24 protein-coding genes are annotated in these 25421 nt (G+C 62.6%); 11 read left to right on the forward strand and 13 right to left on the reverse strand.

Annotated features, from left to right (window positions below; genetic code table 11):
- The first annotated feature begins 188 nt into the window (after nt 1-188).
- The 3 genes from OIK40_RS13385 to OIK40_RS13395 all read left to right on the forward strand — a co-directional run bounded on the left by OIK40_RS13385 (nt 189) and on the right by OIK40_RS13395 (nt 2087).
- A complete protein-coding gene (locus OIK40_RS13385; RefSeq protein ID WP_273678855.1) occupies nt 189-818 on the forward strand; it encodes a surface-adhesin E family protein in 630 nt (209 codons plus the stop codon).
- Nucleotides 819-856: 38 nt separating this feature from the next.
- A complete protein-coding gene (locus OIK40_RS13390) occupies nt 857-1420 on the forward strand; it encodes a hypothetical protein (RefSeq protein WP_273678856.1) in 564 nt (187 codons plus the stop codon).
- A gap of 229 nt (nt 1421-1649) precedes the next feature.
- Nucleotides 1650-2087, forward strand: coding sequence for a hypothetical protein (locus tag OIK40_RS13395; protein WP_273678857.1), 438 nt, complete (start codon nt 1650-1652; stop codon nt 2085-2087).
- 780 nt (nt 2088-2867) lie between these two features.
- Here the strand turns inward: OIK40_RS13395 and OIK40_RS13400 are convergent.
- Both OIK40_RS13400 and OIK40_RS13405 read right to left on the reverse strand, forming a co-directional pair.
- On the reverse strand, nt 2868-4127 hold the full coding sequence (locus OIK40_RS13400) for a tyrosine-type recombinase/integrase (protein WP_273678858.1): 1260 nt from the start codon (nt 4125-4127) through the stop codon (nt 2868-2870).
- A 582-nt stretch (nt 4128-4709) separates the two neighbouring features.
- Nucleotides 4710-6239 carry a spinster family MFS transporter gene (locus OIK40_RS13405; RefSeq protein WP_273678859.1) on the reverse strand — a complete coding sequence of 510 codons (1530 nt, stop codon included), beginning with the start codon at nt 6237-6239 and terminating at the stop codon, nt 4710-4712.
- A gap of 213 nt (nt 6240-6452) precedes the next feature.
- Between OIK40_RS13405 and OIK40_RS13410 the strand changes: the two genes are divergently transcribed.
- Genes OIK40_RS13410 through OIK40_RS13425 form a run of 4 tightly spaced genes read left to right on the forward strand, consistent with a single transcriptional unit; the run spans nt 6453 to nt 9919 of the window.
- On the forward strand, nt 6453-7646 hold the full coding sequence (locus OIK40_RS13410; protein WP_273678861.1) for an acyl-CoA dehydrogenase family protein: 1194 nt from the start codon (nt 6453-6455) through the stop codon (nt 7644-7646).
- 27 nt (nt 7647-7673) lie between these two features.
- Entirely contained in the window at nt 7674-8804 is a 1131-nt protein-coding gene (locus OIK40_RS13415) for an acyl-CoA dehydrogenase family protein (RefSeq protein WP_273678862.1), read from the forward strand.
- A gap of 29 nt (nt 8805-8833) precedes the next feature.
- A complete protein-coding gene (locus OIK40_RS13420; RefSeq protein ID WP_273678863.1) occupies nt 8834-9727 on the forward strand; it encodes a DUF1295 domain-containing protein in 894 nt (297 codons plus the stop codon).
- 12 nt (nt 9728-9739) lie between these two features.
- On the forward strand, nt 9740-9919 hold the full coding sequence (locus OIK40_RS13425; RefSeq protein ID WP_273678933.1) for an EAL domain-containing protein: 180 nt from the start codon (nt 9740-9742) through the stop codon (nt 9917-9919).
- 26 nt (nt 9920-9945) lie between these two features.
- Here the strand turns inward: OIK40_RS13425 and OIK40_RS13430 are convergent, their stop codons facing one another.
- From OIK40_RS13430 to OIK40_RS13460, 7 genes are all read right to left on the reverse strand, one after another.
- The gene (locus OIK40_RS13430; protein WP_273678864.1) at nt 9946-10404 is read right to left on the reverse strand and encodes a hypothetical protein; all 459 of its coding nucleotides are present in this window, start codon (nt 10402-10404) and stop codon (nt 9946-9948) included.
- 149 nt (nt 10405-10553) lie between these two features.
- Nucleotides 10554-11855, reverse strand: coding sequence for a sensor histidine kinase (locus OIK40_RS13435; RefSeq protein ID WP_273678865.1), 1302 nt, complete (start codon nt 11853-11855; stop codon nt 10554-10556).
- 47 nt (nt 11856-11902) lie between these two features.
- Nucleotides 11903-12598, reverse strand: coding sequence for a response regulator transcription factor (locus OIK40_RS13440; RefSeq protein ID WP_273678866.1), 696 nt, complete (start codon nt 12596-12598; stop codon nt 11903-11905).
- 96 nt (nt 12599-12694) lie between these two features.
- Nucleotides 12695-13573: an SH3 domain-containing protein gene (locus OIK40_RS13445; protein ID WP_273678867.1), complete on the reverse strand. Its 879-nt coding sequence runs from the start codon at nt 13571-13573 to the stop codon at nt 12695-12697.
- Between the two features lie 120 nt (nt 13574-13693).
- On the reverse strand, nt 13694-14263 hold the full coding sequence (locus OIK40_RS13450) for a Smr/MutS family protein (RefSeq protein ID WP_273678868.1): 570 nt from the start codon (nt 14261-14263) through the stop codon (nt 13694-13696).
- Complete coding sequence (gene mltA, locus OIK40_RS13455) at nt 14260-15456, reverse strand: murein transglycosylase A (protein WP_273678934.1); 1197 nt, start codon at nt 15454-15456, stop codon at nt 14260-14262. The genes OIK40_RS13450 and mltA overlap by 4 nt, the downstream gene beginning before the upstream one ends.
- Before the next feature lie 46 nt (nt 15457-15502).
- On the reverse strand, nt 15503-16132 hold the full coding sequence (locus OIK40_RS13460) for a Tim44/TimA family putative adaptor protein (protein WP_374211817.1): 630 nt from the start codon (nt 16130-16132) through the stop codon (nt 15503-15505).
- Between the two features lie 282 nt (nt 16133-16414).
- On the opposite strand from OIK40_RS13460, the gene secB reads away from it, so the two are divergent.
- The 4 genes from secB (at nt 16415) to OIK40_RS13480 (ending at nt 20391) form a co-directional block, all read left to right on the forward strand.
- Complete coding sequence (secB, locus tag OIK40_RS13465) at nt 16415-16960, forward strand: protein-export chaperone SecB (RefSeq protein ID WP_273678869.1); 546 nt, start codon at nt 16415-16417, stop codon at nt 16958-16960.
- Between the two features lie 25 nt (nt 16961-16985).
- Complete coding sequence (gene murJ / locus OIK40_RS13470) at nt 16986-18551, forward strand: murein biosynthesis integral membrane protein MurJ (protein WP_273678870.1); 1566 nt, start codon at nt 16986-16988, stop codon at nt 18549-18551.
- 21 nt (nt 18552-18572) lie between these two features.
- Nucleotides 18573-19589: a tryptophan--tRNA ligase gene (gene trpS / locus OIK40_RS13475; RefSeq protein ID WP_273678871.1), complete on the forward strand. Its 1017-nt coding sequence runs from the start codon at nt 18573-18575 to the stop codon at nt 19587-19589.
- A gap of 133 nt (nt 19590-19722) precedes the next feature.
- Nucleotides 19723-20391 carry a DUF4136 domain-containing protein gene (locus tag OIK40_RS13480; protein WP_273678872.1) on the forward strand — a complete coding sequence of 223 codons (669 nt, stop codon included), beginning with the start codon at nt 19723-19725 and terminating at the stop codon, nt 20389-20391.
- Nucleotides 20392-20498: 107 nt separating this feature from the next.
- On the opposite strand, the gene dut is transcribed toward OIK40_RS13480, so the two are convergent.
- The 4 genes from dut to ubiB form a co-directional block, all read right to left on the reverse strand.
- Nucleotides 20499-20951, reverse strand: a complete 453-nt coding sequence (gene dut, locus OIK40_RS13485; RefSeq protein WP_273678873.1) for a dUTP diphosphatase — start codon at nt 20949-20951, stop codon at nt 20499-20501.
- Nucleotides 20948-22612, reverse strand: a complete 1665-nt coding sequence (locus OIK40_RS13490) for a bifunctional phosphopantothenoylcysteine decarboxylase/phosphopantothenate synthase (protein WP_273678874.1) — start codon at nt 22610-22612, stop codon at nt 20948-20950. The genes dut and OIK40_RS13490 overlap by 4 nt, the downstream gene beginning before the upstream one ends.
- Nucleotides 22613-22686: 74 nt before the next feature.
- Nucleotides 22687-23847, reverse strand: coding sequence for a hypothetical protein (locus tag OIK40_RS13495; protein ID WP_273678875.1), 1161 nt, complete (start codon nt 23845-23847; stop codon nt 22687-22689).
- Between the two features lie 14 nt (nt 23848-23861).
- Entirely contained in the window at nt 23862-25418 is a 1557-nt protein-coding gene (gene ubiB, locus OIK40_RS13500) for a 2-polyprenylphenol 6-hydroxylase (RefSeq protein ID WP_273678876.1), read from the reverse strand.
- Nucleotides 25419-25421 lie beyond the last annotated feature (3 nt).

Consider the following 25421-nt stretch of genomic DNA (forward strand, 5'->3'; position numbering starts at 1 on the left):
AAACGGCCACGCCGCCATGGCTGTCCTCCGGTTCCGCTCCGCTTCACCTCCGGTCAGCCATGGCGCAGGAGGCAATCTTGCACTAACAATCAACACGGACCACTCAGTGGGGGCCGGTCACTGGCGCGCCCTCTCGACCTTGTGGGCAATACGATTAAGAAAATACGCGGCGGGGTGGAGCCCCAACCTTGACCAACGCTCTCGGCATGTTAGCAAATCGAATGCGAAAATTTGCACTCGGTGCGATTTTGATTAGCGGAACGATCGCAAGCTCTGCGATAGCGGCAGATTGGGTTTACGTTGGCACATCCGCTTCGGACACTGTGTTCACTGTTGATCGCGAATCTATCCGTACATTGCCGAACGGTCATAAGCGTGCTTGGATTCAAACTATTCTTCTGGCACCCGACGATGATGGTGACGATCGGTACGAGATATATCTGGAATTTGATTGTCACGAACTTCGGCGCAGAAATTTACAAGCCTCTTATTTCAAAGGGGATAATTTAACCCGCAGCATTAATACGAGTAGTGAGTGGACCTTTGTGCGCCCTGACAGCGTGGGCGAGACAATCCTGACGGCCTTTGCCAGCAAACGCACCAAGACAGATGCTGTGCGGCTTGCCTTCGGGCATTGTAAACGGCGGACGCGGGTCGAGGAGTGTCCACTAGCAATCGCACAGGTCGTTTGGTTAATGCAGTCCCGCAGCACTACGCTGCCATTCGAGGGTATCGGTCCACATCGCCCAAACGCCTTTGGCGCGAGTCCGGGACCATCAATTTACACACGCGTTGATAGCATCTTGAAAAAGATATAATAATCACTCATTGCACAGAGGCGAGAGGCGTGATGCTCGTGGCTATCAAAACCGGGGAAATGCCTGAGGAGTGGCTGCAGGCCACTAAGCTACGGCACCCGATCTATGTCGCGCTCCACAAGCAGTGGCACAAGCATCCGCAAGCATACACCATTAACGATGCGAACCTAATTTTGGGTGCGACCATGCGTGGGCGACGGCCTGCTTGGAGGGTTGTAGGGATCACTCAGTGCGCACTAGCGGCGTTTCGAGCACGTGATTATTCAATACAAGCCAAATCTGATTGGCCCATGGCGCGAGCGCATCTTGATGCTCAGGTCGAAACAGCGAGATTGGCCCTTCGTGCCGAAAAACCCTTGACTGCTGAACAGCTTGCCAAGCTGCAATGGGATCGAGACATGACTGTGATCTGTCTGCGGAAAGAAAACAAAGACCCGTTTCGTCGGGACATTATCATTCCATTTGGTCGTCGCGACTGGAAGATGTTTGCCTCAAAACAAGGCGTGCGCGTAGGAAGGAAGGAACAGGATTTTCTTCGAAAACTCGATGAGCGTTGCGCTAAGGGGACCCTGGCTCCTGGGCGGGATGACGCGATTTGCTAGGAATACTCTTCCCGTCGTCGCCATTGGCTTGACGCGGGGTCCCGCTTTCTTTTCATCGAACCGATAGATTACGAAACGCAGAGCTTCAGATTATATATCATCGCGGGGCGCGATCACGGAATAAGGTCATTATCGCTCATCCAGTATCGACCTTGCGTGTCAGGGGATCTGACCTAGGATCACAGAGTTGAGCAGCGCGATGTCGGCGCTTCCATAGAGGAGATTGAACATGCGCGATTATGCCAAGAATTTTCTGATCGCTGCCACTGTTCTGCTTGCTGCATGTGACGGCGGCAACAGTGGAGCCGATGCTGCCGTCGATGAACCCACCAGCAGCGGTGTCGATGTGGCGGGTTTCTTTGAAACTACCAAGACCTGCGAAGAACAGGAGTTCTTGGATAGTTTGATCGCGGTGCATCCTCTGGAGGGCGGTATAGGTTTCCGCAACTTGGTTCTGGGCAGCGTTAAAATTGACCAGATCATTGAGTTGAAGCGAACCGAAACCACTGCAATTTGCTCTGGTCGCGTTTCGTATTCTTACGGCTCAGACCCTGAATATACAATCTCGATGGAAGAAGATCAGACATGGAAAGTTGAGACCACAACGGACGGCCTCAATTATTTCACTTGGCGCAAGGGCCGTCACCCTGCATCGGCTTTTGAGTGAGGCATTCCCACCGACATCCAACAAGCGAAAGTGGCCATCACGACGCCGACTGAAACTGACCGTATGCTCGACCGCGTAATCGAGTATTTTTGTGGCTCGATAACCCCGCAGTTTCTGGATGGATGCGGGCATCACCTCGGACATTGCGGCACAGGTGAGCCAGCGCGCTCGGCCATCGGTATGTCAAGCCGGAACTAGCCCAGAGTAGCTGGTTCGTGAACTAAGCTGGCTAATCTTCAACGACGCACTGTATCCGACAGGTCGCGATCATCACGCGCCGACATACCCCATCCTCATCGGCATTCGTCATATAGCCGATGAGGAACTTGGCGCGTGTTGCCTCGGCGGCAAGCTGGTCAACGCCATCGAACGCGTCGGACCGGTCGGATTGCCCAACCGAAAAAACGCTTGAAGGTCGTATGCGTATCGCGGACGGAGAGTTGTCTTGTGACGAAATTGCCAGACGAGCCATTCCCCCGAGGGCCGTCAGTCTTGCGGAGAAAAGACGTATAATGGCAGCCTTCGACACCCTATTAGTGGATAGCCCGTCGGCACGGTGGAGGTGGGGTAAGGTGGTTCGCGGCAATGTCGCCTGCCTTTGGATCAATTCCAAAAACCGCATGGGCGGTTATTCAGGATGGTCCGAATACACCTTCGATCTAGAGACGGGGGAGATATCTAGTAGGGAGGAGTTGGAATCCCTCTTGGCGAGATTAGACTTGCCGCCCACCCCCAATGACCTTTGCGGCAAGATACCCAGCTCTTAGACAACCCGACGACCTACGCCGCGACCTCTCCCCTGATAGGCCTGACATTAGTGCCCGCTTCGCCAGCCGCACCGTGACCAGCGCAGTATTCCGCCCACGCCTCCATGAGCTTGCGACGCTTTTCGAACAGATCACCGCGACGATACGCCCGCTCGACCGCGTTGCCGATTGTGTGCGCCAGCGCCATTTCGGCAACTTCATGTGAGTAGCCGGTGCATTCCGCCGCCCAATCGCGAAACGATGACCGAAAACCGTGGACCGTCACGTCCTGCTTCATGCGCCGCAGCAGCATCGACATGGCCATGCTGGAAAGTGGCTTCTTTTTGGTCGCAGCAAAGACGTAATCGCCCTCGAACTGCCTTGCGTGCTCTAATATTTCTACAGCGCGGGGAGGCAGGGGAACGCGGTGTTCCTTACCAGCCTTCATTCGATCGGCTGGAACGGTCCAAATCGCCTTAGCAAGATCGACTTCGCTCCACCTCGCGCCGATTACCTCGCCCGAACGGGCCGCTGTGAGGATGAGAAACTCCAACGCGAGCGCGGCAAGCGCCTCACGCTCCCGCAGAGCCGCAATGAACGCAGGCACTTCAGCGTAAGGCATCGCCTTGTGATGGCCGCGAGACAGCTTCGTGCGGGCGGGCAGGATTTGCGCCAAGTGTCCGCGCCAGCGGGCGGGGTTCTCGCCTTGCCGGTATCCGCGCGCCTTGGCGCTATCAAGCACGGTTTCAATGCGCCCCCGCAACCGACTCGCCGTTTCGGGAATCTCGCGCCAGATTGGCTCCAGCACCTTGAGCACATGCGGGGTATCGACCTCGGCAACCGGCAGATCGCCAAGCACTGGATAGGCATAGGTCGAGAGGGTATTCTCCCATTGTTGACGATGCTTGAGGTTGCGCCAGCTCTCCTTGTTCGCCGCGATGTAAGCTTCCGCCGTAGCCTTGAAGGTGACCGCTGCCACCTTTGCAGCCTGAGCCTCGGCCAGAGCCGACGCAGCATCACGCTCGCGCTCTTCAAGGGGGTCGATTCCTGCCTTGACCTTGAGGCGCAGAGCAGCCGCCAGATCGCGCGCATCGGCAAGAGAGATGGCATCAGGTCCAGCCGCAGGCCCTAGACCGATATCCCGCGACTTTCCCTTGAGCATGAAGCGATACACCCAGGAACGCGCCCCGCTCTCCTTCACGAGCAACTGAAGGCCCATTCCGTCAGCATGACGACCGGGGGCGGCATTCTTCACCTTCACAGCGGTGAGTGCATTAAACAGCTTGCGCGGCATTGGCCCTCCTATCGGGGAACGGCACCGCCTAACGAAACGACTTGTCCGCCGAAGGCCTCTGTTCCCTAAACTGATCCCCAATATACGCGCGTTTTTATGGGAACGCAAGCGAACCAATGCGGAGGCATTGATGAGGACAAAGGTAAAAATCCATGGTTTTGCGTAGGGATGAACGGCGGCTAGCGAACCAATACGGAAGATAGTTAGGCGGACTCCGCCTCCGCCACCGGCCTCGCTAAAAATCCGGGGTCTTCCCGCCGTAAGGCTGCGGCCACCGGCCCCCTTCCCCGTTGGCCGCTCCGGAACCATCCCTAAGGACAATTCCCGATAAAGCCGCCTGTCCAATCGGCGTAGAAAAAACTCGTCGAACGGGAGCGACAGCTTCGTTTTGAACCTGACCCGAAAGTGAAGGTTCCGGCCCGAAACTGTGCGATGATCGTTCGGCCACCGCTCGCGGGAGTTCCCAAAACGAGATGCCAGCACGGCATCACGGGTCAGGGAACCCCGCGAGTTTCCTGACACGAACCCCCAAAAACTTCGCGGACCGGAAGCATACTGTTTCCGGGTCCGCGCCCCTTGCCGTCACCGGGCAGTCTGGCCGCCATAGGCGATCATGTCCGTCTGGAGTGTGCGTCCGGCCAGCAGGTAATGCAGTGCCGCCCAGCCGTAACCGCAGGCGAAGATCACGATCGACCATTGCAGACCCCGCGCCTCCGAATCGGCGCAGGCGGCAAGCCGTTCAATCGCCGAAGCATCGAGCGCCGCCCTCGCATCGGGGGCGAGCGCCATCAACGGCTTGCAAACCTCCAACGTCAGGCCCAGCCCTGCGCTTTCGAGGAAGGCCGACTTCAGCACCGTCGACAGGATGCCAATCAGCAGCGGACCGAGCCCGTAGCCGAGCAGGTTGACGACAAACAGCGTGATCGCGACCGCGGTTGCCCGCATCCGGCTGTCAACCACCCCGCCCGAAACAGCATACATCGGGCCGAGGTAGAAATAATGGATCATCGCTGCGACCATCAGCGCGGGCATTGCCAGCCACAGACTGTCGGCCATGAAGCCGAAAGCATAGAGCGGAACGGACGCGCTCATCCCGATCGCCGGCAACCACGACAACGCGTTCGGATACCGCTTCGACAGCCGGTCCGACAGCCAGCCCGAAGAAAACACTCCCAGCGCGGCCATCAATCCGAGGATGATCCCGAACAAAAGCGATGCATCGGCAATCGACAATTTGTGCGTGCGAATCAGGAAGGACGTCGTGAACTGCCCGATCCCGTAACCCACGAAGGATGCCAGCGTCGCTCCGATCACGACATGGCGGTAGGCGGGCTTTTTCAGCAGCACCCCCAGCGCCTCGCGCAGGCTCGCCCGTTGCAGCCCTTGCAGCGCCACTGGGTCGGTATATCCGCGCGGCGGCTCGCGCACGGTGCGCCAGACGATCAACGACAACAGCAGCCCCGGCACGCCAACCACGACGAAGGCCACGCGCCAGCCTTCGACACTTGCCCAGTCGATGCCGCCAAACATCCAGCCAAGTCCCAGCCCATCAAGCCAGGCACCGAATGCGGCGCCGTCCAGTCCGGCCAATTGCCCGCCGAAAATCGACGCCAGCATCCCGCCAAGCGGCACACCAAGGGCATAGATCGAAACCGCAGTCGCACGGCGGGAAGGCTTGAAATAATCCGCGATCAGCGACTGCGCCGGCGGGGTGCAGCCGGCCTCGCCGATGCTCACGCCGATGCGGAACAGAAACAGTCCAAGAAACGAAGCCGCAAACCCGCAAAGCGCGGTGAACAGGCTCCAGATGGCGACTGCACCGGCGATAATCAGCACCCGGTTATACCGCTCCGCCAGCCGCGCGATCGGGATGCCCAGAAAGGTGTAGAGCACTGCAAAGGCCGGCCCGCCGAGCAGACCCATCTGCCAGTCTTCGAGACCGAAACTCAGCTTGATCGGTTCGGTCAGGATGTTCACGATCGTGCGATCGATGAAGTTGAAAATGTAGACGACCAGCAAGGCACCAAGCACATAGCCTCGGTAACCTGCGGAACCGAACCCTTCGACTGCCGCGTTGTCGCCCGCTGCCGCAGGCACGCCCGATTGCGTCATGAAATCCCTTCCCAAAGCCGCGCACATCCCGCGCAGTCGATTTTCGTTTGCCCGACATTCGGCGGAACGCGGGCGAAAATAAAGCCCCCTGCTGTAAAGAACCCTGCGCCAAGGCGCCGACTGCCTCCGTATCTCAGATTGCCCCTTTCAGTCCGGCGCAGGTCGTGACAAGAGGCGCGTTGCAAACACAGACCCATTCAGGAGACGAGGATCATGAATCTCGAATTCAGCCCCGAAGAACAGGCGTTCCGCGACGAGGTGCGCGCCTTCATCGCAGAAAGCTATCCCAAGCATCTGGCTGATTTCGGGATGCGCGAGGACATGGAGCGGGAGGATTTCCTCGCCTGGCACAAGATCCTTGGCAAGAAAGGCTGGTCGGTTCCGGCATGGCCCGTCGAATATGGCGGCACCGGTTGGACGCCGACCCAGCGCTACATCTGGTCGGAAGAGAACGCCCGCGCCAGCACCGTGATGCCGCTGCCCTTCGGCGTGTCGATGGTCGGCCCGGTGATCTACACCTTCGGTTCCGAGGAGCAGAAAGCCAAGCATCTGCCCGGCATCCGCAGCGGCGAAGTGTGGTGGTGTCAGGGCTATTCGGAACCCGGCGCCGGTTCCGACCTCGCCAGCCTCAAGACCACCGCAGTGCGTGACGGCGATCATTACATCATCAACGGCCAGAAGACCTGGACGACGCTGGCCCAGCACGCCGACTGGGGCTTCTTCCTTTGCCGCACCGATCCCACCGCCAAGCAGCAGGAAGGCATCAGCTTCATCCTCATCGACATGAAGACGCCGGGTGTGGAAGTGAAGCCGATCAAGCTTCTCGACGGCGGCTACGAGGTCAACGAGACCTGGCTGACCGATGTGCGTGTGCCGGTCGAGAACCTCGTCGGGGAGGAGAACAAGGGCTGGACCTATGCCAAGTTCCTGCTCGCCCACGAACGCAGCGGCATCGCGGGCGTCGCCCGTTCCAAGCGCGGGGTTGAAAAGCTGCGCGAAATCGCAGCGAACGAGACCGCCTATGGCGAACCGCTGATCAAGGATTTCGACTTCGCGAAGAAAGTCAGCCAGCTCGAAATCGATCTTGCCGCGTTGGAAATCACCGAACTGCGCACGCTGGCGGGTGAGCAGGCGGGCAAAGGCCCGGGTCCCGAAAGCTCGATCCTCAAGATCAAAGGCACCGAAATCCAGCAGCGCCTGACCGAACTGACGCTGGAAGCCGTCGGCACCTATGGCGCGCCGTTCCACGGCGGGGTTTCGAACGACAATTCGAACGAGCATCCGGTCGGCCCCGATTATTCCCAATATGCGGCAGCGACCTATTTCAACATGCGCAAGACATCGATCTATGGCGGATCGAACGAAATCCAGCGCAACATCATCACCAAGATGATCCTCGGCCTTTAAGCGGCCTCGAGAGACGGGAGTTATAACGTGGACTTCAACTTCACCGAAGAACAGGACATGGTTCGTGACGGCCTTTCGCGGCTGGTGCGCGAACAGTACGACTGGGAAACCCGGCGCAAGGCGATTGCCAGCGCGGCAGGCTGGCGTCCGGAAATCTGGGCGCAGCTGGCCGAACTCGGCATCCTCGGCATGCCCTTCTCCGAAGCCGATGGCGGCTTCGGCGGCGGCGCGGTCGATGCGATGGTAATCATGGAGGAATTCGGCAAGGGCCTCGTGGTGGAGCCTTTCGTCCCCACCGTGGTCTGCGCGGGCGGCTTCCTCAAGCACGCTGGCACTGCGGCGCAGAAGGAAGAACATATCGGCGGGATCGTGTCGGGTGAACGGGTGTTTGCCTTCGCCTTTGCCGAACCGCGCGGGCGATATGACTATGCCGACCTCGAAACCACCGCGAAGAAGGATGGTTCGGGCTATGTCCTGAACGGTCACAAGGCGGTGGTGATCGGCGCGCCCTGGGCGAGCCACCTGATCGTCACCGCCCGGACCGGCGGCGAACGGCGCGACCGCAGCGGCGTCTCGGTGTTCGTTGTCGCCAAGGACACTGCCGGGATCACCACCCGCGATTATGAGACCGTCGACGGTCGCCGCGCGTCGGAAGTTTATTTCGAGAACGTCTCGGTCCCCGCCGAAGCGTTGATCGGTGCCGAGGGCGAAGGCCTTGCGCTGATCGAGCTTGTCACCGACGAAGCCATCGCCGCGCTTTGCGCCGAAGCCTGTGGGGCGATGAAGGTCGCCCACGCGATGACGGTGGAATATTCGCGTCAGCGCAAGCAGTTCGGCGTGCCGATCGGCAAGTTTCAGGTGCTCCAGCACCGCATGGTCGACATGTACACCGCCTATGAAACCTCGGTTTCTTTGACCTATCTCGCCACGCTGCGCCTCGGCTCGGACGAAGTGGAGCGCAAGAAGGCGGTTTCGGCAGCGAAGGTCGGCGTCGGCCAGTCCGCACGTCTGATCGGTCAGGAAGCGGTACAGATCCACGGCGGCAACGGCGTGACCGACGAATATGCGATCGGTCACTACTTCAAGCGGCTGACGATCTTCGATTCCGAATTCGGCAACGTGGATCATCACCTGAAGCGTCACGTCGCGCTGGCGTGACGCGGATCGCCTGAAAGGGGAAACAAGGCGTGTCGTTCAAGCATGCAGCGCGCAGCCTGCTGGTGGTGCTGGTGGCCAGCACCATCGGTCTCGTCTTTGCGTGGTTCGCAGGTAGCGGGAGCGTGATGCTGGCCGGTTTTCCGGCCGTCTTCACCTGCGCGCTGCTCGCCTTCGGGGTAAACTGGCTGGCCTATGTGCCCGCCGCGTTATTCCGCAGCGACCGCTTCTACGACACCACCGGCGCGATCACCTATCTCACGGTGATCGTGGCGGCCTGCGCGGCGGCCCAAGACGCGCACGGACAGCTCGATCCGGCTGCGCTCGCGGTAGCGGGAATGGTGGCGGCCTGGACGATCCGTCTGGGCAGCTTCCTGTTCACCCGCATTCATGCCGCGGGCGGAACGGACGTTCGCTTCGAGAAGATCAAGGTGAACCCGCCGCGATTCCTCGTGGCGTGGACGTTGCAGGCCTGCTGGGTGATCTTCACCGCCTCGGCCGCGCTGATCATCATCACCGCGCCCGAACCGCGGCCGCTCGACGCGTTCTTCTGGGCGGGCGCAACGCTGTGGGCAGTGGGCTTTGCTTTCGAGGTGATTGCCGACGAGCAGAAGCGCCGGTTCAAGGCCGATCCGGCCAACCGTAGCAGGTTCATCACATCCGGACTGTGGGCATGGTCGCAGCACCCGAATTATTTCGGCGAGATCACGCTATGGACCGGCATTCTGGTCATCGCCCTGCCGTCGCTGTCGGGATGGGGCTGGCTGGCGGTGCTTTCGCCCCTGTTCGTCACGCTGTTGCTGACAAAGGTTAGCGGCATCAACCTGCTCGATGCGATTGCCGAAAAGCGTTGGGGCGATGATCCGGCATGGCAGGCCTATCGCCGCACCACCGCGGTCCTGTTCCCCAAACCCCCGGCGAAGTAGCCGCGTTCAACAATACAGCTGGCCCATGAGTTGGGACTCAAAGTGGTGGCCGAAGGGACTGAGGAAGCCGATTGCCTCGCATTCCTTCGGCGGATCGGGTGCGATTATGCGCATGGCTATTTCATAAGCCGTCCGTTGACCGCCGAGGACTTGGCAGAAAAGGTCTCAACGCCGGTAGCCAGAGCCGCCTGAACAACGGTCACGACCCTGCCGCTGGCTCAATCGAAAACAATATAGAATTCCGATTTCTCGGAGCCCCTATTGACGATCTCGATCCGGTGGCGCTGGGTGTAAAGTGGGGTCCAGTGACATTCGACCGGATCGTCCCCGGCCAGGCACACCCGTCGGTCCGACTGGTCTCTCACCACCAGCTGCGGCGTGGGGCCTCTGGAAACCCGCACAACGATCTGGGCGCTGCGCCCGCCAAGGAACATCTGGTTGAGTTCGGTCACGGCCCCGGGCGCAAGTGCACCTGATCGGTATGCCGGGCCCAGCGCCCGCCCGCGTGTGGGCGCGATATCCGCAGGCAAACTCGCACGCCAACGCAGCAATGCAGCCGCGTCGGCATCGGTCTGGGGATTTGCACCGAGTAGTTCGAGCTGCTGCGCAGCGCGCGCCAGCGCCGGGCTGTCTTGACTATACTCGGCGCGGGCGGCCCCAATCAGCGCTTCGGCCACAAGGGCAGCCTTTCCTGACACATTATCAACTGCCGGAGCCGCAGGGGCGGCTTTCGATACGGAAGCAGCCACGGGCGCGGTATTTTCGGTGCCTGCACATCCGCTCGCAACCACAAGCAAAGCGATTGCAGGAAAGCGCGCTGCGCGGATCATGCTTCCGTCGCGATGCGAAACACCGCGCCTCCCGATCCGTCCGAAACGGGATCATCCAGGGTGATTTTCAGGCCATGACGTTCGGCTATCGCATGGGCCAGCGCGAGGCCTAAGCCGCTACCCGAAGTTTCCCGGCCCGCCGTGCGCCCGCGATAGAACCGTTCGAAGATCCGGTCGCGATCGCGCGGGTCGATGCCGGGCCCGTCATCGGCCACCGCCAGCACCGGCCCCGGTTCCAGCGTAATTGCGATACGGCCGCCCGGAGGGACATATTTCAGGGCGTTGTCCAGCATGTTCGTTACCAGCCTTCGCAGTTGGCTTTCGTCGCCATTGATCGTCACGTCGGGTGCAACCGTCCAGTCCAGCTCCAGCGCGGCTTCCTCGGCACTGCCGGCGTAAAGCTCGCAAATTGCGGTGACCAGCGCGCTCAGATCGACCGGCGCAAGCCCGCTGCGATCACCGCGCTTGGCCTTGCTCGCCGCGATGTCGAGCAGGGATTCCAGCGTCTGGACGATCCGCCGGATTTCTCCCCGCGCCTCGGCCAGCCGTTCGGCAATCGCACGATCGGGATTTTCGGCCAACGCCTTTACTAGCCGGTTGTCGAGATGCGAAAGCGGTGTACGGATTTCGTGGGCGAGCTGTTCGGACGTATCCTTGTAAGCCGCCATCAAATCGCCCATCCGGGCAAGCGCAGCGGCGCTATGCGCAGTCAGTTCGTCGATCTCGTCGCCGCCGTTGCGCCGGGCCACCGCCAGACCCGATCCGTCTTGCGGTTCGCGGAAAGCCAGGTTGATTCGCTCGATGCGGCGCTGCAGCCCGAGCGCGGCAAAACGACCGAGAAGGCCGACCAGCAGGATGAATACTGCACCACCGGCAGCGAAAGCCGTGGTGATCCCCGACAGCACCGGTGCCTCAATATCCGTGGTTCGCGCCACGACGAGCCGCAAATCGGGGCCCAGTTGCACCGCACGGGCGTAACCTTTTGAACTGGCTCCGATCGCGATGACTCCGCTTTCCGACACGGTCGGATCAAGCGAAGGCCAGCCGGCCAGATCGCCCGCGATCACCTTGCCGCTGTCATCGGCCAACAGATAATGGGGCGCGCTACCTTCCATCGGGGTCAATGCAAGCCTGTCGGCAATGCGCACTTCCAGCTCCTCCTGACCGCCAGTGGCGTAGATGTCCGCAAGGCCGGCCAGATCGACGTCGACTTCGGTCTGTGCGGCTTCCTGCAGGGTTGCGCTGACAGTCTGGTGCGTAAGCCACCACAGGCCAGCGAGCAGCGCCAGCGAGAGCAAGATTGCACCCCCCACAAGGCGGGAGAAAATGGAACGGCGCGCCTCTGTCACGCGCGCCCTTCGAGAAGGCGGTAGCCCGACCCCAGAATGGTTTCCAGCGCTTGACGCTCAAACCCGTCCTCAAGCTTGCGCCGCAACCGCCCGATATTGACATCAACGACATTGGTCTGGGGATCGAAATCCATCTTCCACACATGGCGCAACAGCATCTCACGGGTCACCACCTCGCCGGCATTCTCCATGAAATAGCGGAACAGCTCGAATTCCTTCGGGCTAAGCGGCAAGTGACGATTGTCGCGAAAGGCTGTGCGCGCCTTAACGTGGCATTCGAATGCGCCATACAGGATGACTGCGCTATGCTCTCTTCCGGTCGATCGCCGGTGCAAGGCGCGAAGACGGGCGACAAGCTCTTCTGGCTCGAACGGCTTGGCAAGATAGTCATCCGCGCCGGTATCGAGCCCTTCGGCGCGGTCGCTGCTGCGTCCCAATGCCGACAGGATCAGGATCGGCGTGCCGATGCCGCCTTCTCGCATACGGCGGGTGATGGTCAGCCCGTCAATGTCACCAAGCATCCGGTCGAGTATGATAGCATCGAAGGGTTCGAGCCCCGCGCGCAGCAAAGCGGCGCTTCCGTTGTCCTCCCACACCAGCACATCGCCCGACTGCGCGAGAATTTCTCCCACGGCGGCGGCCGAACGCGGATCGTCCTCGACATAGAGGATACGCATGGGCGTCGTGTCCATTCTTCGGATTGTCACGAAACGGCAGCACCTCCCGCAGGCTTGCTGCCATTGCTCGCACGCACGCGCAAGCAATGGCTGGCAGCCGACAGGCTACCGTCAGTTGAGGCTTTCGATCGAAACCCAGCCGACGGTACCGAAATTGTCCTTGGCCTCGATGAACAGACCCTCGCGCTTGCCGGTCGGGGTAAGCGTGGTGCCGACCCTGAGGCTACGCAGGACCTTCGCACCCGCTGCAGGCGTTTCGAGCATCGAAGTGGTCGTGGCAACAGTGGCGAGATCTGCCGCAGCGCTTGCACCCGCAACCTTGGGCGCGGAAGCGATGGCCGCCTGCTGCGACACGAGGTCGTTGAAAGCGAGAACGAAGGCCTCAGCCAGCATCTTGCCGTCCTTGCTTCCGCCGTAACCGGCCGCGTTGGCACCGGCGCTCACCGCCCCGCCCCCACCGAAAGTCAGCGTGCTCTTCTTCACCACGCCCTGACCGGTGGCGATGGTCAACCCGTTGGCGGGACTGAGCAGCTTGATGCCTGCCGCCAGCCGCTTTTTCTTGCCACCAAGGCCGCCGAACATGCCGAGCACAGCGCCGGCACCGGGCACGCTGCGCAGCATGGAGCTCGCGGCGCCTGAGCGCACCAGTCCCTCCACCGCGGCAGATTTGGCCATCTCGATGGACTTGTCGACCTCTTCGCTGTCGCCCGCGACGACGTTCATCAGGAAGTTGGCGGGCGTTCCGCTGGCGGGGCTGTGCGGCGTAAAGCAGCCGGATTCGGCAGCGAGCGCGTTGATAAGCTCGCGCGGTGATCCAAGCCCATATTCCGACCAGCCCTGCGTGTCGCCGTCGACCACCGCAATCGAGCCGAGGCTTTCGCTGCAGGTGGCCAATTCAACCTCTTCGCCCTTGGCCTGCGCCGGTGTCGCAATCATCGTCGCAGTGGCCAGCAGCGCAATCGCAAACGTGCGGGAAACGGTGTTCGTCATCGTTATTCTCCCCTAGGAATTCGATGACGTCACGATGCGGGATGCCCGCGGGGCAGGCCACACACATGCCCTGTCATGTGCATGACAAATACCGTTAGTCCGGCTTTTGCTGTCGGCGCTTCAGCTGCGGCGTTTGAGGATCAGATAAAGCGCACCCTCGCCGCCATGGCGGATATGTGCCTTGCGGACCGCGCCGATCGCCTCTGCGTGACGACTTGCGGCGAGCCAGTCGAGCAGCTTGGCGCGGATAGCACCGCGCCGCTCCATCCGGTCGGCGGGATCGACCGGGCGGGCACGTCCGGCAATCACCAGCACCACCCGCGCGTCCATCATCCGCGCCTGATCGAGCCCGGCCATGATTCTGTCATAGGCGGTATCGAGCGTGTGGCCATGCAGGTCGAGCGTCAGGTCAGGCACGATCCTCCCGCCCTTCATCCGCCGTTCCCAATGCGAATCGAGTTCGCCGGGGATCGCGGGTGGCGGCGGTGCGGGCGGCAGGCGGCGCGGCTTGGGCGCAGGCGCGGGCTTGGTCACCGCAACCGGCGTGGCCGCTGTCGGCGGGGATGGGTTTGCGGCCTTGGCCGGCGGCACAGGATCGGGACGCTTGCGCCCGGGCAATGGCGTGACGCTGTGGGCAAGATGGGCCCAGGCCGCCTGTTCGCCTGCTGTCAGGCCCCTGGGAAACCTCATCGCGCGCTCGCGCCCAGCCTTGCGGCTGCCTCGCGCGGAAGCAGCACGAAAGCCCGGCCACGCGCGCTCATGCCGCCCGCAATCCTGCGCGCATCTTCGCCCGCGCCCCAGAAGGTGTCAAAGCGGTTCGCGCCCTTGATCGCCCCGCCCGTATCTTGCGCGATCCACATTCCCGAAGCCTCGGGCCGGTCCATCTCAAGCCACACAGGTGCGCCCAGCGGGACAAAGGCAGGGTCGGCGGCGACCGAGCTTTCGCGCCGCACCGGCACGCCCAGCGCGCCCAGCGGTCCGTCTCCGTCGAGCTCGCGGAAGAACACCCAGCTCTTGTTCAGCTGCATCAGTTCGCGGCCATCGCGGGGGTTTTCGCGGATATAGGCCATGATCCCCTGCATCGATCCGGGATACTTGCCCGGCCCTTCGCCCAGCAGGCCCTGCCGGCGCATGACACCGCCGATACCGGTGTATTCGCGCCCGTTCTGCCCGGCATAGCCGATGCGGATGACTTCGCCTTCAGGCGTGCGTAACCGGCCCGATCCCTGGATCTGGAGGAAGAAAAACTCGACCGGATCGGCGGCGTAGGCGATCACGGGAGCCTTTCCGTCAAGCGCCCCGCCCTCGATCTCCGCACGGTCATGGTACAGCACGAAACGGCCCTGTTGGTCGTAACGGCCTAAAGGAGGCCTCCCTGTGCGCTCGGTCGGCGGGACATCCTCGGGCCATGCGCGGACCAGATCGGAGGGGAGGCCATAGACAGGCACTTCGAAGCCGGGGCGACGGTTCCGGCTTCCCATGATCTCGGGCTCGAAATAACCGGTAGCAAAGGCACTGCCGTCTCCGACCTGCACCGCGGCGAACTGTTCGGTGAAAAATCCGCGAGCGCGGGCACGCGGCCAGCTGCGGGCGGCGGCGCAGGGCATGCGCCAGTCCTCGGCGCGCGTCAGACCACTCGCATCCTCACGGGCCAGCAGTTTGGGGCAGGATTCGACAAAACTCGCAAGCGCGGCAGCCGCGTCGTTATCGTCCACGGAAAGTGCAGCGAGCGAGGGGCCGAGAACAATGCCCGCCAGCACAGCATTGGCGGCGACTGGCGCGACAGGAGCGGTGACAGCAGGCGACGGAAGGCTGCCTTGCGGAATGATCCGCCCGCAGCCCGCCAGCATCACCAGCATCGCGAGGGCCAGAACGGGCCGCATCATGCGCTCCTTCGGCAGCAGGCGAGGCATAGTGCCCCGCGCAAACTTACCCTTCGTCGGTTTCGTCGAGCAGCCAGTTGGGATCACGCGCGCTGGTATTGCGCGAGAAGGTCCAGACATCGCGGCTTTCGATCGCATCGTCGAGCGATCCAGCGATCACATTGCCGTCCTTGTCGCGGGTCACGGCTGCGATATCGGCAACGAACAGCACCGCAATGCGCGCCATGCGTCCGTCGAGCGAGGCCGAGTGGATGCGGGTTTCCTCAATCCGGATCAGCGTGTTGTCGAGCGTTTCGCCCGCTGCCTCGCGCGCTTCGATTGCTGCGACAAAGCCGGCATAGACATCGTCGTCACACAGCTCGCGCAGGGTCTCGCGGTCGCCGTTCCAGAAGGCTTCGAGCACCATCTGGTAAGCACCGCGTGCGCCTTCGAGGAATTGGGCAAGGTTGAAGCGGCTGTCGGCAGCGGCAATTTCACGGATGCCGCGCTCAACCGCAGGCATGACGCCTTCCAGCTCCACCGGACGGGCGGGCACGACCGGGGTTGCCTGCGCGGGACGAACGATCCCGGCCGGCTTGTCCTCCGACTCGAAGCGCTGCGGCACTGATTCCTCTTCGTGCTCGGCGCGGCGTCCGAGCACCGAATACAGGCGCAGGCCGAGAAACGCGGCAACCATGGCGAGGAGAACGATTTCAAGCACTAGACAAATCCGATCTGCGTTTGGCGTTCGGGCGACCCCACGGACAGACAAACGCCGTAAAGCCGGTACCCTGCCTTAAATAGGCACTGATTACAATTCGCCAACGTCCGATAGGTTGCCGCACGTCCTGAATCTTTGTCGTGCGGGCGCGGTTGCGAGGTGTCGCTCCGCCTGCTAGGCGCGCGCGGTGGCTCCGGAGCGGTGTATGCCATGCATCCGGCGCAATTCCTGTTACCCGAATTGAAAGATAAATAACCGATGGCCGACGAAGAAGGCGTGCTCACCGATCTCGACAATGCCGGTGCCGGACAAGGCAAACCCAACGGCGCTGATACGCAGCCCGCGGTCAGCCTGCTGACGCAATATGTGAAGGATCTTTCGGTCGAGAACCCGAACGCGCCCGATGTCTACCAGTGGCCCGACGCGCCACAGATCGACATCCAGTTCAATATCGGCGCGGAAAGCGTGAGCAGTGACGTTCACGAAGTGACGCTGAAGATGACCCTGACCGCCTCCTCGCAGGGCGGCAAGGCCTACATCGTCGATCTGGCCTATTGCGGCCTGGTGGGCATGCGCAACATCCCCGAGGAACAGGCCCATGCCTTCCTCTATGCGGAAGCGCCGCGCCTGCTGTTCCCGTTTGCCCGCCGCGTGGTGGCCGATGCCGTGCGCGACGCCGGTTTCCCGCCGCTGATGCTCGATCCGATCGACTTCAACGGGCTGTACGTGCAACGCCTTCAGGCGCGCCGTGCCGAGGAAGCCGCGGGCGGCGATCCGATCGCGCCGGTGACCGGCAACTCCTGATCCGCACAGGACGCGGGCACAAGCCATGAGCCTGCTCAAGAATGTCGGGACGATCGGCGCGCTGACGCTGGTCAGCCGGGTGTTCGGATTTGCCCGCGATATCATGCTTGCCCGCGTACTCGGCGCGGGCGGCGTGGCGGATGCGTGGCAGCTGGCGTTCCAACTGCCCAACCTGTTCCGCCGCCTGTTCGCAGAGGGCGCCTTTGCGAGCGCTTTTGTGCCGCTGTTCAATCGCCACATGACCGAAGGCGAAAGCGAGGCAAAGCGCTTTGCCGGCGAGGTGCTTGCAGTGCTGCTGCCGATCCTCGTGGTGTTCGGCGCGGTGATGATGCTGGCGATGCCCTGGGTGCTCTGGGCCTTCGCCAATGCCAAATTGCGCGGCGATGCGGCGACCTATGATCTGGCCGTGACCATGGGGCGCATCGCGTTCCCGTACCTGATGTTCATGAGCCTTGCGACGCTGGTCGCAGCGATCCTCAACTCGCTGTCGCGCTTTGCCGCGGCTGCCGCCGCGCCGATCCTGCTGAACATCTGCCTGCTGACGGCGCTGGCATGGGGCGCGTTGCAGCCCGCGGGCGAGGCCACGCGCGCAGCGACCGGCATCGGGCTGGCGATTGCGGTCTCGGTCAGCGGCGTGTTGCAGCTGGTTTGGCTGTATTGGTTCATGCGCCGCGCAGGCTTCCGCATCCCGCGCGGAAGGCCGAAGCTGACAGCCCGGGTGAAAGAAATGGGCGCGCTGATCGTGCCCGCGGTGTTCGGTGCCGGGGTTTACCAGATCAGCCGCTTCATCGACCTCGCCTTCATCCGCGGCCTACCCGACGGCAGCCTTACCTATATGGCAATGGCCGACCGCTGGAACCAGTTGCCGCTCGGCATCATCGGCATCGCGCTGGGCACCGCGATCCTGCCCGCGTTGTCGCGCTACATCAGCCGTTCCGAAGACGAAGAGGCGGTCCGGTTGCAAGCCAACGCGATCGAACTGGCGATGCTGCTGACCCTCCCCTGCGCCGTCGCCTTGTTCATTTCGGGCTCGGCCTTCGTAAAGGTCTTCATGCAGGGGCAGGCCTTCACGCCGGAGGATGCGCGTGTGACCGGGATGGTTGTGTCCGCGTTGGTGGTGGGTCTGCCTGCCTACGTGCTGGTCAAGGTGCTGACCCCCAACTTCTTCGCGCGCGCCGATACGAAGACACCGGTTTATACGGCGGCCGCCAGTCTCGTCGTGACGATCGGAATGAACCTGACGCTGGTACCCATTCTTGGCGTGGTCGGCCTCGCGCTGGCAGGGGCGATCGGGGCATGGGTCAATATCCTGCTGCTGGGCACGATCCTGGCGCGGCGCGGGTTCTTCCGGTTGCCGGCGCGAGTGCTGGGGCGTCTCGCACGCATCGCACTCGCATCCGGAGTGATGGGCGCCGCTCTGTTCGCGCTCATGCAGGCGATTGCACCGTGGCTGGACGGCACCACTCCCGAGAAGCTGATGGCGATTGCCGCCATCGGGCTGGTCAGCCTCGCCACTTATGGCGCCGGCGCGGTCATCCTCGGAATACTCGACAAGGCGACGGTGCAGCGCCTAATGCGCCGCCAGTCTTAAACACGAAGGATATTCACCATCATGCGGGTCGTTTCCGGCATCCAGCCCACCGGCAATCTCCATCTCGGCAATTATCTGGGCGCGATCCGTAACTGGGTGCGGATGCAGGACGAGATGGAAGAGGGGAGCGAGTGTCTCTTTTTCCTTGCGGACCTGCACGCGCTCTCTCAGCCGCACGACCCTGCCGGCCTGCGCGCCGCGACGCTCGAAATGGCAGCCGCACTGGTGGCCTGCGGGATCGACCCGGATCGCTCGGTTCTGTTCAATCAGGCGCAAGTGCCTGCCCATGCCGAGCTGCAATGGTTACTCAACGGCACCGCCCGCATGGGTTGGCTCAACCGGATGACCCAGTGGAAGGACAAGGCCGGAAAAAACCGCGAAGGCCAATCGGTCGCGCTTTTCACCTACCCGGTGCTGCAGGCCGCTGACGTGCTGCTCTATCAAGCGACGCACGTGCCCGTGGGCGAAGACCAGAAGCAACACCTCGAGCTGGCGCGTGACATTGCACAGAAGTTCAACAACGACTTCTGCACGGAGGACGCACCGGTCTTCACCCTGCCCGAACCGATCATCCCAGGCGAGGCTGCGCGCATCATGAGCCTGCGCGACGGGACCGCCAAGATGAGCAAATCCGATCCTTCGGAAATGAGCCGCATCAATCTCGTCGACGATGCCGACACCATCATGCAGAAGGTGAAGAAGGCCAAGACCGACCCGGAACCGCTGCCTTCCGAGGTTGCCGGACTGGATGGTCGCCCCGAGGCGGCGAACCTTGTCGGCATCTTCGCCGCACTGGCAGGACAGGAGCCGGCCGCCGTGCTGGCCCAATTCGGCGGTCAGGGCTTTGGCGCTTTCAAGCCTGCGCTGGGCGAGCTGCTGGTTGAAACACTCGGCCCGATCGGCGCACGCTTCCGCCAATTGAAGGAGGATGCCGAAGCGCTCGACGCGATCCTCGCGCGCGGGGCTGCGAAGGCCCGCGAACGCGGCGTCCCGACCCTGAATGCGGCCTATCGTGCACTGGGGCTGGTGCGGCACTAAGCCCGCTGGGCATTGCGACGAAGCGAGGCATGTCGGCGGCGAATATTCAATCCCCGTTCAGGCCTATCGTCTATCATCTCGCGCACACGCACCATTGCCATCATCGCACTGGTGACAGAACAAGGGTTGTGTCATGTTGACTGCCATGCCGTTTTTCAGATCTCTCGCCCGCATCGGATTGCCGTTGGCGCTTGCCGCCAGTCTTTCTGCCTGCGCGACGCCCTTTCAGGCTGATGTGTCGCGCTTTGCCGTGCCGCTACCCGCACCGCAGGGCCAGACCTTCGCCGTGGTGCCGGAAGACCCGAAGCTAGCGGGCGGGCTCGAATTTGCCACCTATGCAAATGCGGTCGCTGAAGAAATGCAGCAGCTCGGCTATGCCCGGGCGGCCTCGCCTGAAACCGCCGATATGCTGGTCCGGTTCGACTATCGGATCGATAATGGGCGTGAACGTGTGCGCACCGATCCGGGCGTGGGCTTCGCCGGTGGCCCCTGGGGACCTTGGGGCCCGTGGGGTGGCGGTTTCGGTCGTTGGGGCTTCGGTTTCAATGATCCGTGGCTCGCCGGTCCGAATGTGCGCAGCTACACGGTCTATACCAGCGGCATCGAATTGAAGATCGATCGTACAGCCGATGGCCAGCGCCTCTTCGAAGGCAAGGCCGAGGCGGTGTCGCGCTCTAACCGTCTGCCGCGGCTGGTGCCCAATCTCGTCGACGCGATCTTTACCGATTTCCCCGGCCATTCGGGCGAAACGCTGCGGATTACCATCCGCGATGACGAAAAGACCGTGCGCGAAGCCAATTGATGGTGTAGACGCAATCTCAAGAGACCCTTGGACGGGAACGAGAAGGCGGCGCAGGGGATCGCGCCGCCTTTTTCGTGCGCAGGGTCTGGCAACGAACGCGCGCCAGTTCAGAGCTTCGCGTGTCCTCCGGTGGAACCGAAGCCACCCTCCCCGCGTGTCGTCGCGTCGAGCTCCTCGACCTCTTCCCAGGTCGCCTGCACGACCGGTGCAAGCACCAGTTGGGCCACCCGGTCACCACGCGCGATAACAAAGGGATCCGTGCCGTGATTGATCAGGATCACCTTCAGCTCGCCGCGATAATCGCTGTCGATCGTGCCGGGCGTGTTCGGCACCGTGATGCCATGCTTGAGAGCAAGGCCCGAGCGCGGACGCACCTGGATCTCGTAGCCTTCCGGGATCGCCAGGGCGAGGCCGGTTGCCACCGCATGACGCGAACCGGGTACGATCGTCACATCTTCGGCGCTGACGGCGTCCATTCCCGCCGCGCCGGAAGTTGCATAGGCCGGCAAAGGCAAACCCGCTCCATGGGCTAGACGTTTGACCTGAACGGGGATGCTCACTCTGCGGCCTCGACCTTGAGGCTGGCTGCGATACGTTCTGCCAGCGCCATGGCAACCGCGCTCTTCGGCATTTCGTCGAGCGTTTCGACACCGTCGGCGCTGACGATATGAACCCGGTTCCGGTCGCCGCCCATCACGTCGCCGGAAACATCATTGGCCACGATCCAGTCGGCAACCTTGCGCTTCCGCTTCTGCTTGGCGTTTTCGATCACATTTTCGGTTTCGGCAGCAAAGCCGATCACCAGTTCCGGGCGGTTGCCCCCGGTGGCGAGATTGGTGAGGATGTCGGGGTTTTCGGCCAGCATCAGCGCCGGCGGGGCAGAGCCGCGCTTCTTGATCTTTTCGCCGCGATATTCCTTGGGACGCCAGTCGGCGACGGCAGCAACCATCACTGCCACGTCGGCGGGAAGCGCCACCTTGACCGCACGGGCCATGTCTTCCGCGCTCTCCACGTCGACTCGATTGACCCCGGCAGGCGTCCGCAGCGAAACCGGCCCTGCGACCAGCGTCACCTTTGCACCCAGCGCAGCGGCGGCAGCCGCAATGGCAAAGCCCTGCTTTCCGCTCGAACGGTTGGCGATATAGCGCACCGGGTCGATCGCTTCCCATGTCGGACCGGCCGTCACCAGAACATGGCGATCTGCCAGCGGGCGGTGATCGGCGGGCAGACCGAAATCTGCGCCCTCGGGCACCTCGCCCAGCATCGCCTCGACCTCTTCCGGGGTCGCAGGCGCAAGCGTTTCGGGGGCAGATTTGCGCGGATCGACTTCGTGGTTGATGGCGCCCGCATCGATCGGCGGCGCCGCGCTGGCCTTGCCCTTCCGCGCCAGCAAGGGCCCCCCAAGATCGGGTGCGAAGTCGGGCGCGGGCTCTTCCGCCTCGGGGATATCCTCGCCTTCAGGTTCGGGCAGATCCTGATATTCCGCTTCGATGTCCTCATGGGTGCGTTTGGCCGTCGAACGCGGGATGATCCGCGCCAGCAAGCCGCCAAGACCGCCTACCGCCGCCGGTGCTCCTTCATCCTCGACCGCTTCCTCGTCTTCGGGCTCAAGTGCCTCGACGGGGATTGCCTGACGTTCGTTCGCGGTAAGCCGCGCTGGCTCGGCTTCAGGCACCGCGATACCGAAATGGTCGGCGATGACGTGCCAGATTGTCTCGGGTTCGGGCAGGCGGCCATAACCGAATTCACCGCAGGCCATGGGGCCTTCGTCGGGATCGAGCACGGTCACCCCGGCAGCCTTGAGCAACGCGACATTACGCTGGGTCGCCTCATGCTCCCACATCCGCACGTTCATCGCGGGGACTGCCATTACCGGCTTGTCGGTGGCCAGGATCAGCGTGGTCGCCAGATCGTCGGCGATGCCGTTCGCCATCTTGGCCATGAGATCGGCGGTAGCGGGGCAGACGACCACCAGATCGGCCTCGCGGCTCAACTGGATATGCCCCATCTCCGCCTCGTTCTTGAGATCGAAGAGGTTGGTATAAACCTGATTCTCGCTCAGCGCGGCCAGCGCCATCGGGGTAACGAATTGCTGCCCGCCCTTGGTGACGACGCAGGTGACGCTGCCTCCACCCTTCCGGATCAGGCGCACTAGTTCGCACGCCTTGTAGGCTGCGATGCCGCCGCCGACGACCAGCAGGATATGAGGAGTGCTCGCCATGATCTTTCGCTTAGCTCATTTCCGGGTGCCGTTGAGGCATTCTTCGTGTGTCGGTTTCATACTGCAAGCGGCAATCATGGCAAAGTCTGGTTAAGGGCGCCTTTCCGCCTGCCAATGACAGCATATGCCAGATCTGCCAGCGCCCGCGGCGCAAACGCGAAGCCGGCAGCGTAGGCAGGAAGCACCATCTGCGCCCAGTAGAAATTGTCCACCCGCGCGAACAGCGCCATAATGGTGAAGAGGCCGATGAACCACAGGGTGGCGAACAGCCCAAACCGCCCGCCAAGACCGATCCACCCGAATAAGGGCAGCAGGGTCAGCGGCGCCGCGAGGGCAAGCGGCAGCAGAGCAAGCCCCGAAAGGCGCAACAATGCGAGCACCGGCAGCCCGTAACCCTGCATTGCGCTCCACCCGGGCGAGGGCGGGTCACCGGGCTGCAAAAGCACGGCGATGCCCCGAGCATGCAACATCATGCCGATTGCGAACAGGACCAGCGAACCCGACAGCGCCGCAACTTCGCGCCAACGCCGATCCGCCAAGGCAAAGACCAGCCAGAGCATCACGAAAGCGGTCGACAATTCCCGAACCGCAAGGGCAAAACCGGCCAGCAACAGGCTCGGCCACCAGCGCTCGGGCCGGTACAGCAGCAGCGCGAGACTCAACAGCAAGCCGGCAAAAAGTTCATGGATCAGGCCCGATTGCGGCATGAACGTCGCCGCGCCCCCCAGCACCAGCATCACCATAGCGGCAATCCGTTCGGCCATTCCGACCCGATGCTCCAGCCGGAGATAGACCAGAAACCCGCACGCCAGAAGCAAAGCCAGCGCCACATATCGGGCGCCGTCCACCCCGATGAACCCATGCAGCATCGCCAATGTCGGCGGACGGACCGCAACGAATGGCCGCACAGGATAATCGCGCGCCCGATGCTCTTCCATGACTGCGGGATAGTAATCCTCGCCCGCTATCACGCGCTCCGCCATGCGTTGATAGAGTGCAAGATCGCCGCCTGACCCATCAGAGGTCGCCGCGACCCAGTCTTTCTCGGCCTGGTCCACCGGTGTCGCGGCACCGATGGTCCATCCCATTGCCGCCATGAGCAACACCGCGACCAAAATCGCCGCAGCGCGCGGGAGGTGTCTGAGCGGATGGTCGAGCCTGTCCCACCGCGACAGCAATCGCGCTACAGCCGAGCCGTTCGATCCCGGCTGCTCCCGCTGGTGGGTGCCGCGCATGCCCAAGCTCGTCGCTAGCCGAGCAAGCCAGCTGCGAGTGCGCCCCACACAGCGCCCGCACCAACGAGACCGGCGGCGACATATCCAAGCCAACCGCGCCCTTCGCGCTTGTCGGTGATAAGCGGAATGTCCGGCAGCGGCGGCGGTTCTGGCGCGCCGCCTTTGGGCGGGAACATCTCTTCAACCCGGCGTATGAGGCCGGGCAGGCGCAGCAGGGTTTCGGTGTCCTGCTTGAGCCGGTCGGCCAGCGCCGCTTCCGGCCCCAGTTCATCACGGATCCAACTGCGTACATAGGGCGCGGCGGTATCCCACATATTGATGTCTGGATTGAGCTGGGTCGCGATGCCTTCAACCATGACCATCGTCTTTTGCAGCAGCAGCAGGTGCGGCTGGGTCTGCATGTCGAAATCGCGGGTGATCGCGAACAGGCCGTCGAGCATCTGGCCCACGGAAAGCTCCTTCACCGGCTTGCCGCGCATCGGCTCGCCGACCGCCCGCAGTGCCGTGGCGAATTCGCCGACCGAGTGGTAGCTCGGCACATATTGCGCCTCGAAATGGATTTCCGCGACGCGCTGGTAATTGCCGGTGGTGAGCCCGTAAAGAATCTCCGCCAGCCATTGCCGCGCGCGCCTGTCGATCCGGCCCATGATCCCGAAATCGATCGCGACGATGGTGCCATCATCCTCCACGAACAGGTTGCCCTGATGCATGTCGGCATGGAAAAATCCGGCGCTGATCGCCTGCGTCAGAAAGCTGACGACAAGGCGTTCCGAGATCGCCGCCAGATCATGCCCGCGTGCTTGCAGTTCATCCACGCGGCTGATCTTGATCCCGTCGATCCATTCAACCGTGAGAACCCGCCCATTGGTCCGGTCCCAGTCGACTGCCGGAATGCGGTAGCCCGGCACGCCGGCCATCTGTTCGGCAAGTTCGCTGGCCGAGGCCGCTTCACGCCGCAAATCGAGCTCGGAATTGGTCCAGCGCTTGAAATTGGCGATGGTCAGGCGCGGGCGCAGGCGCGATGCCTCGCCACCCATCGCCTCGACATGGGCAGCCGCCCATTCATAGGTCTGGATGTCGCGGGCGAATTTCTCGCGGATGCCGGGGCGCAGCACCTTGATCGCAACCTTGCGCCCGTCGGTGGTGACACCCCGGTGCACCTGGGCGATGCTGGCCGCACCCACGGGCTCGGAGTCGATTTCGGAAAACAGTTTCTCGATCGGCTGGGCAAAGCTCGATTCGATCGCGGCGCGGATCTCGGCGAAGGGCACCGGCGGCAGGCTGTCCTGCAGGGACAGCAGATTATTGGCAGCTTCATCGCCCACCAGATCGGGGCGGGTGGCAAGGCTCTGACCAAGCTTGATTGCCGCTGGACCGATGGCGCGGAAGGCGCCGGCATAATCGCGCGTACCCTGCTTGCCGGTCAGCGTTGCCAGTCGCGCCAGCCGAACCAGTCGTCGCAGCGTGGCAGGGGCATTGGGATCGTCCTCGATCCCCACCAGCGCGCGCCTGCGGGCAAGCGTCACGCCCCAGCGCGCCAGGCGGATGAGATGCGTTGCAGAAGAGGGCACTGG

The sequence above is a fragment of the Erythrobacter fulvus genome (assembly GCF_028595285.1).
Lineage (GTDB): Bacteria > Pseudomonadota > Alphaproteobacteria > Sphingomonadales > Sphingomonadaceae > Erythrobacter > Erythrobacter fulvus.

Bases quoted from the DNA above. Each gene is read 5' to 3' on its own strand.
- OIK40_RS13395 (WP_273678857.1), top strand. From the start codon at position 1,650: ATGCGCGATTATGCCAAGAATTTTCTGATCGCTGCCACTGTTCTGCTT.
- OIK40_RS13400 (WP_273678858.1), bottom strand. From the start codon at position 4,127: ATGCCGCGCAAGCTGTTTAATGCACTCACCGCTGTGAAGGTGAAGAAT.
- OIK40_RS13405 (WP_273678859.1), bottom strand. From the start codon at position 6,239: ATGACGCAATCGGGCGTGCCTGCGGCAGCGGGCGACAACGCGGCAGTC.
- OIK40_RS13410 (WP_273678861.1), top strand. From the start codon at position 6,453: ATGAATCTCGAATTCAGCCCCGAAGAACAGGCGTTCCGCGACGAGGTG.
- OIK40_RS13440 (WP_273678866.1), bottom strand. From the start codon at position 12,598: ATGGACACGACGCCCATGCGTATCCTCTATGTCGAGGACGATCCGCGT.
- OIK40_RS13445 (WP_273678867.1), bottom strand. From the start codon at position 13,573: ATGACGAACACCGTTTCCCGCACGTTTGCGATTGCGCTGCTGGCCACT.
- OIK40_RS13450 (WP_273678868.1), bottom strand. From the start codon at position 14,263: ATGAGGTTTCCCAGGGGCCTGACAGCAGGCGAACAGGCGGCCTGGGCC.
- mltA (WP_273678934.1), bottom strand. From the start codon at position 15,456: ATGCGGCCCGTTCTGGCCCTCGCGATGCTGGTGATGCTGGCGGGCTGC.
- OIK40_RS13460 (WP_374211817.1), bottom strand. From the start codon at position 16,132: ATGGTTGCCGCGTTTCTCGGCCTGCGCCTGTATTCGGTGCTCGGACGC.
- secB (WP_273678869.1), top strand. From the start codon at position 16,415: ATGGCCGACGAAGAAGGCGTGCTCACCGATCTCGACAATGCCGGTGCC.
- murJ (WP_273678870.1), top strand. From the start codon at position 16,986: ATGAGCCTGCTCAAGAATGTCGGGACGATCGGCGCGCTGACGCTGGTC.
- trpS (WP_273678871.1), top strand. From the start codon at position 18,573: ATGCGGGTCGTTTCCGGCATCCAGCCCACCGGCAATCTCCATCTCGGC.
- OIK40_RS13480 (WP_273678872.1), top strand. From the start codon at position 19,723: ATGTTGACTGCCATGCCGTTTTTCAGATCTCTCGCCCGCATCGGATTG.
- OIK40_RS13490 (WP_273678874.1), bottom strand. From the start codon at position 22,612: ATGGCGAGCACTCCTCATATCCTGCTGGTCGTCGGCGGCGGCATCGCA.
- OIK40_RS13495 (WP_273678875.1), bottom strand. From the start codon at position 23,847: ATGCGCGGCACCCACCAGCGGGAGCAGCCGGGATCGAACGGCTCGGCT.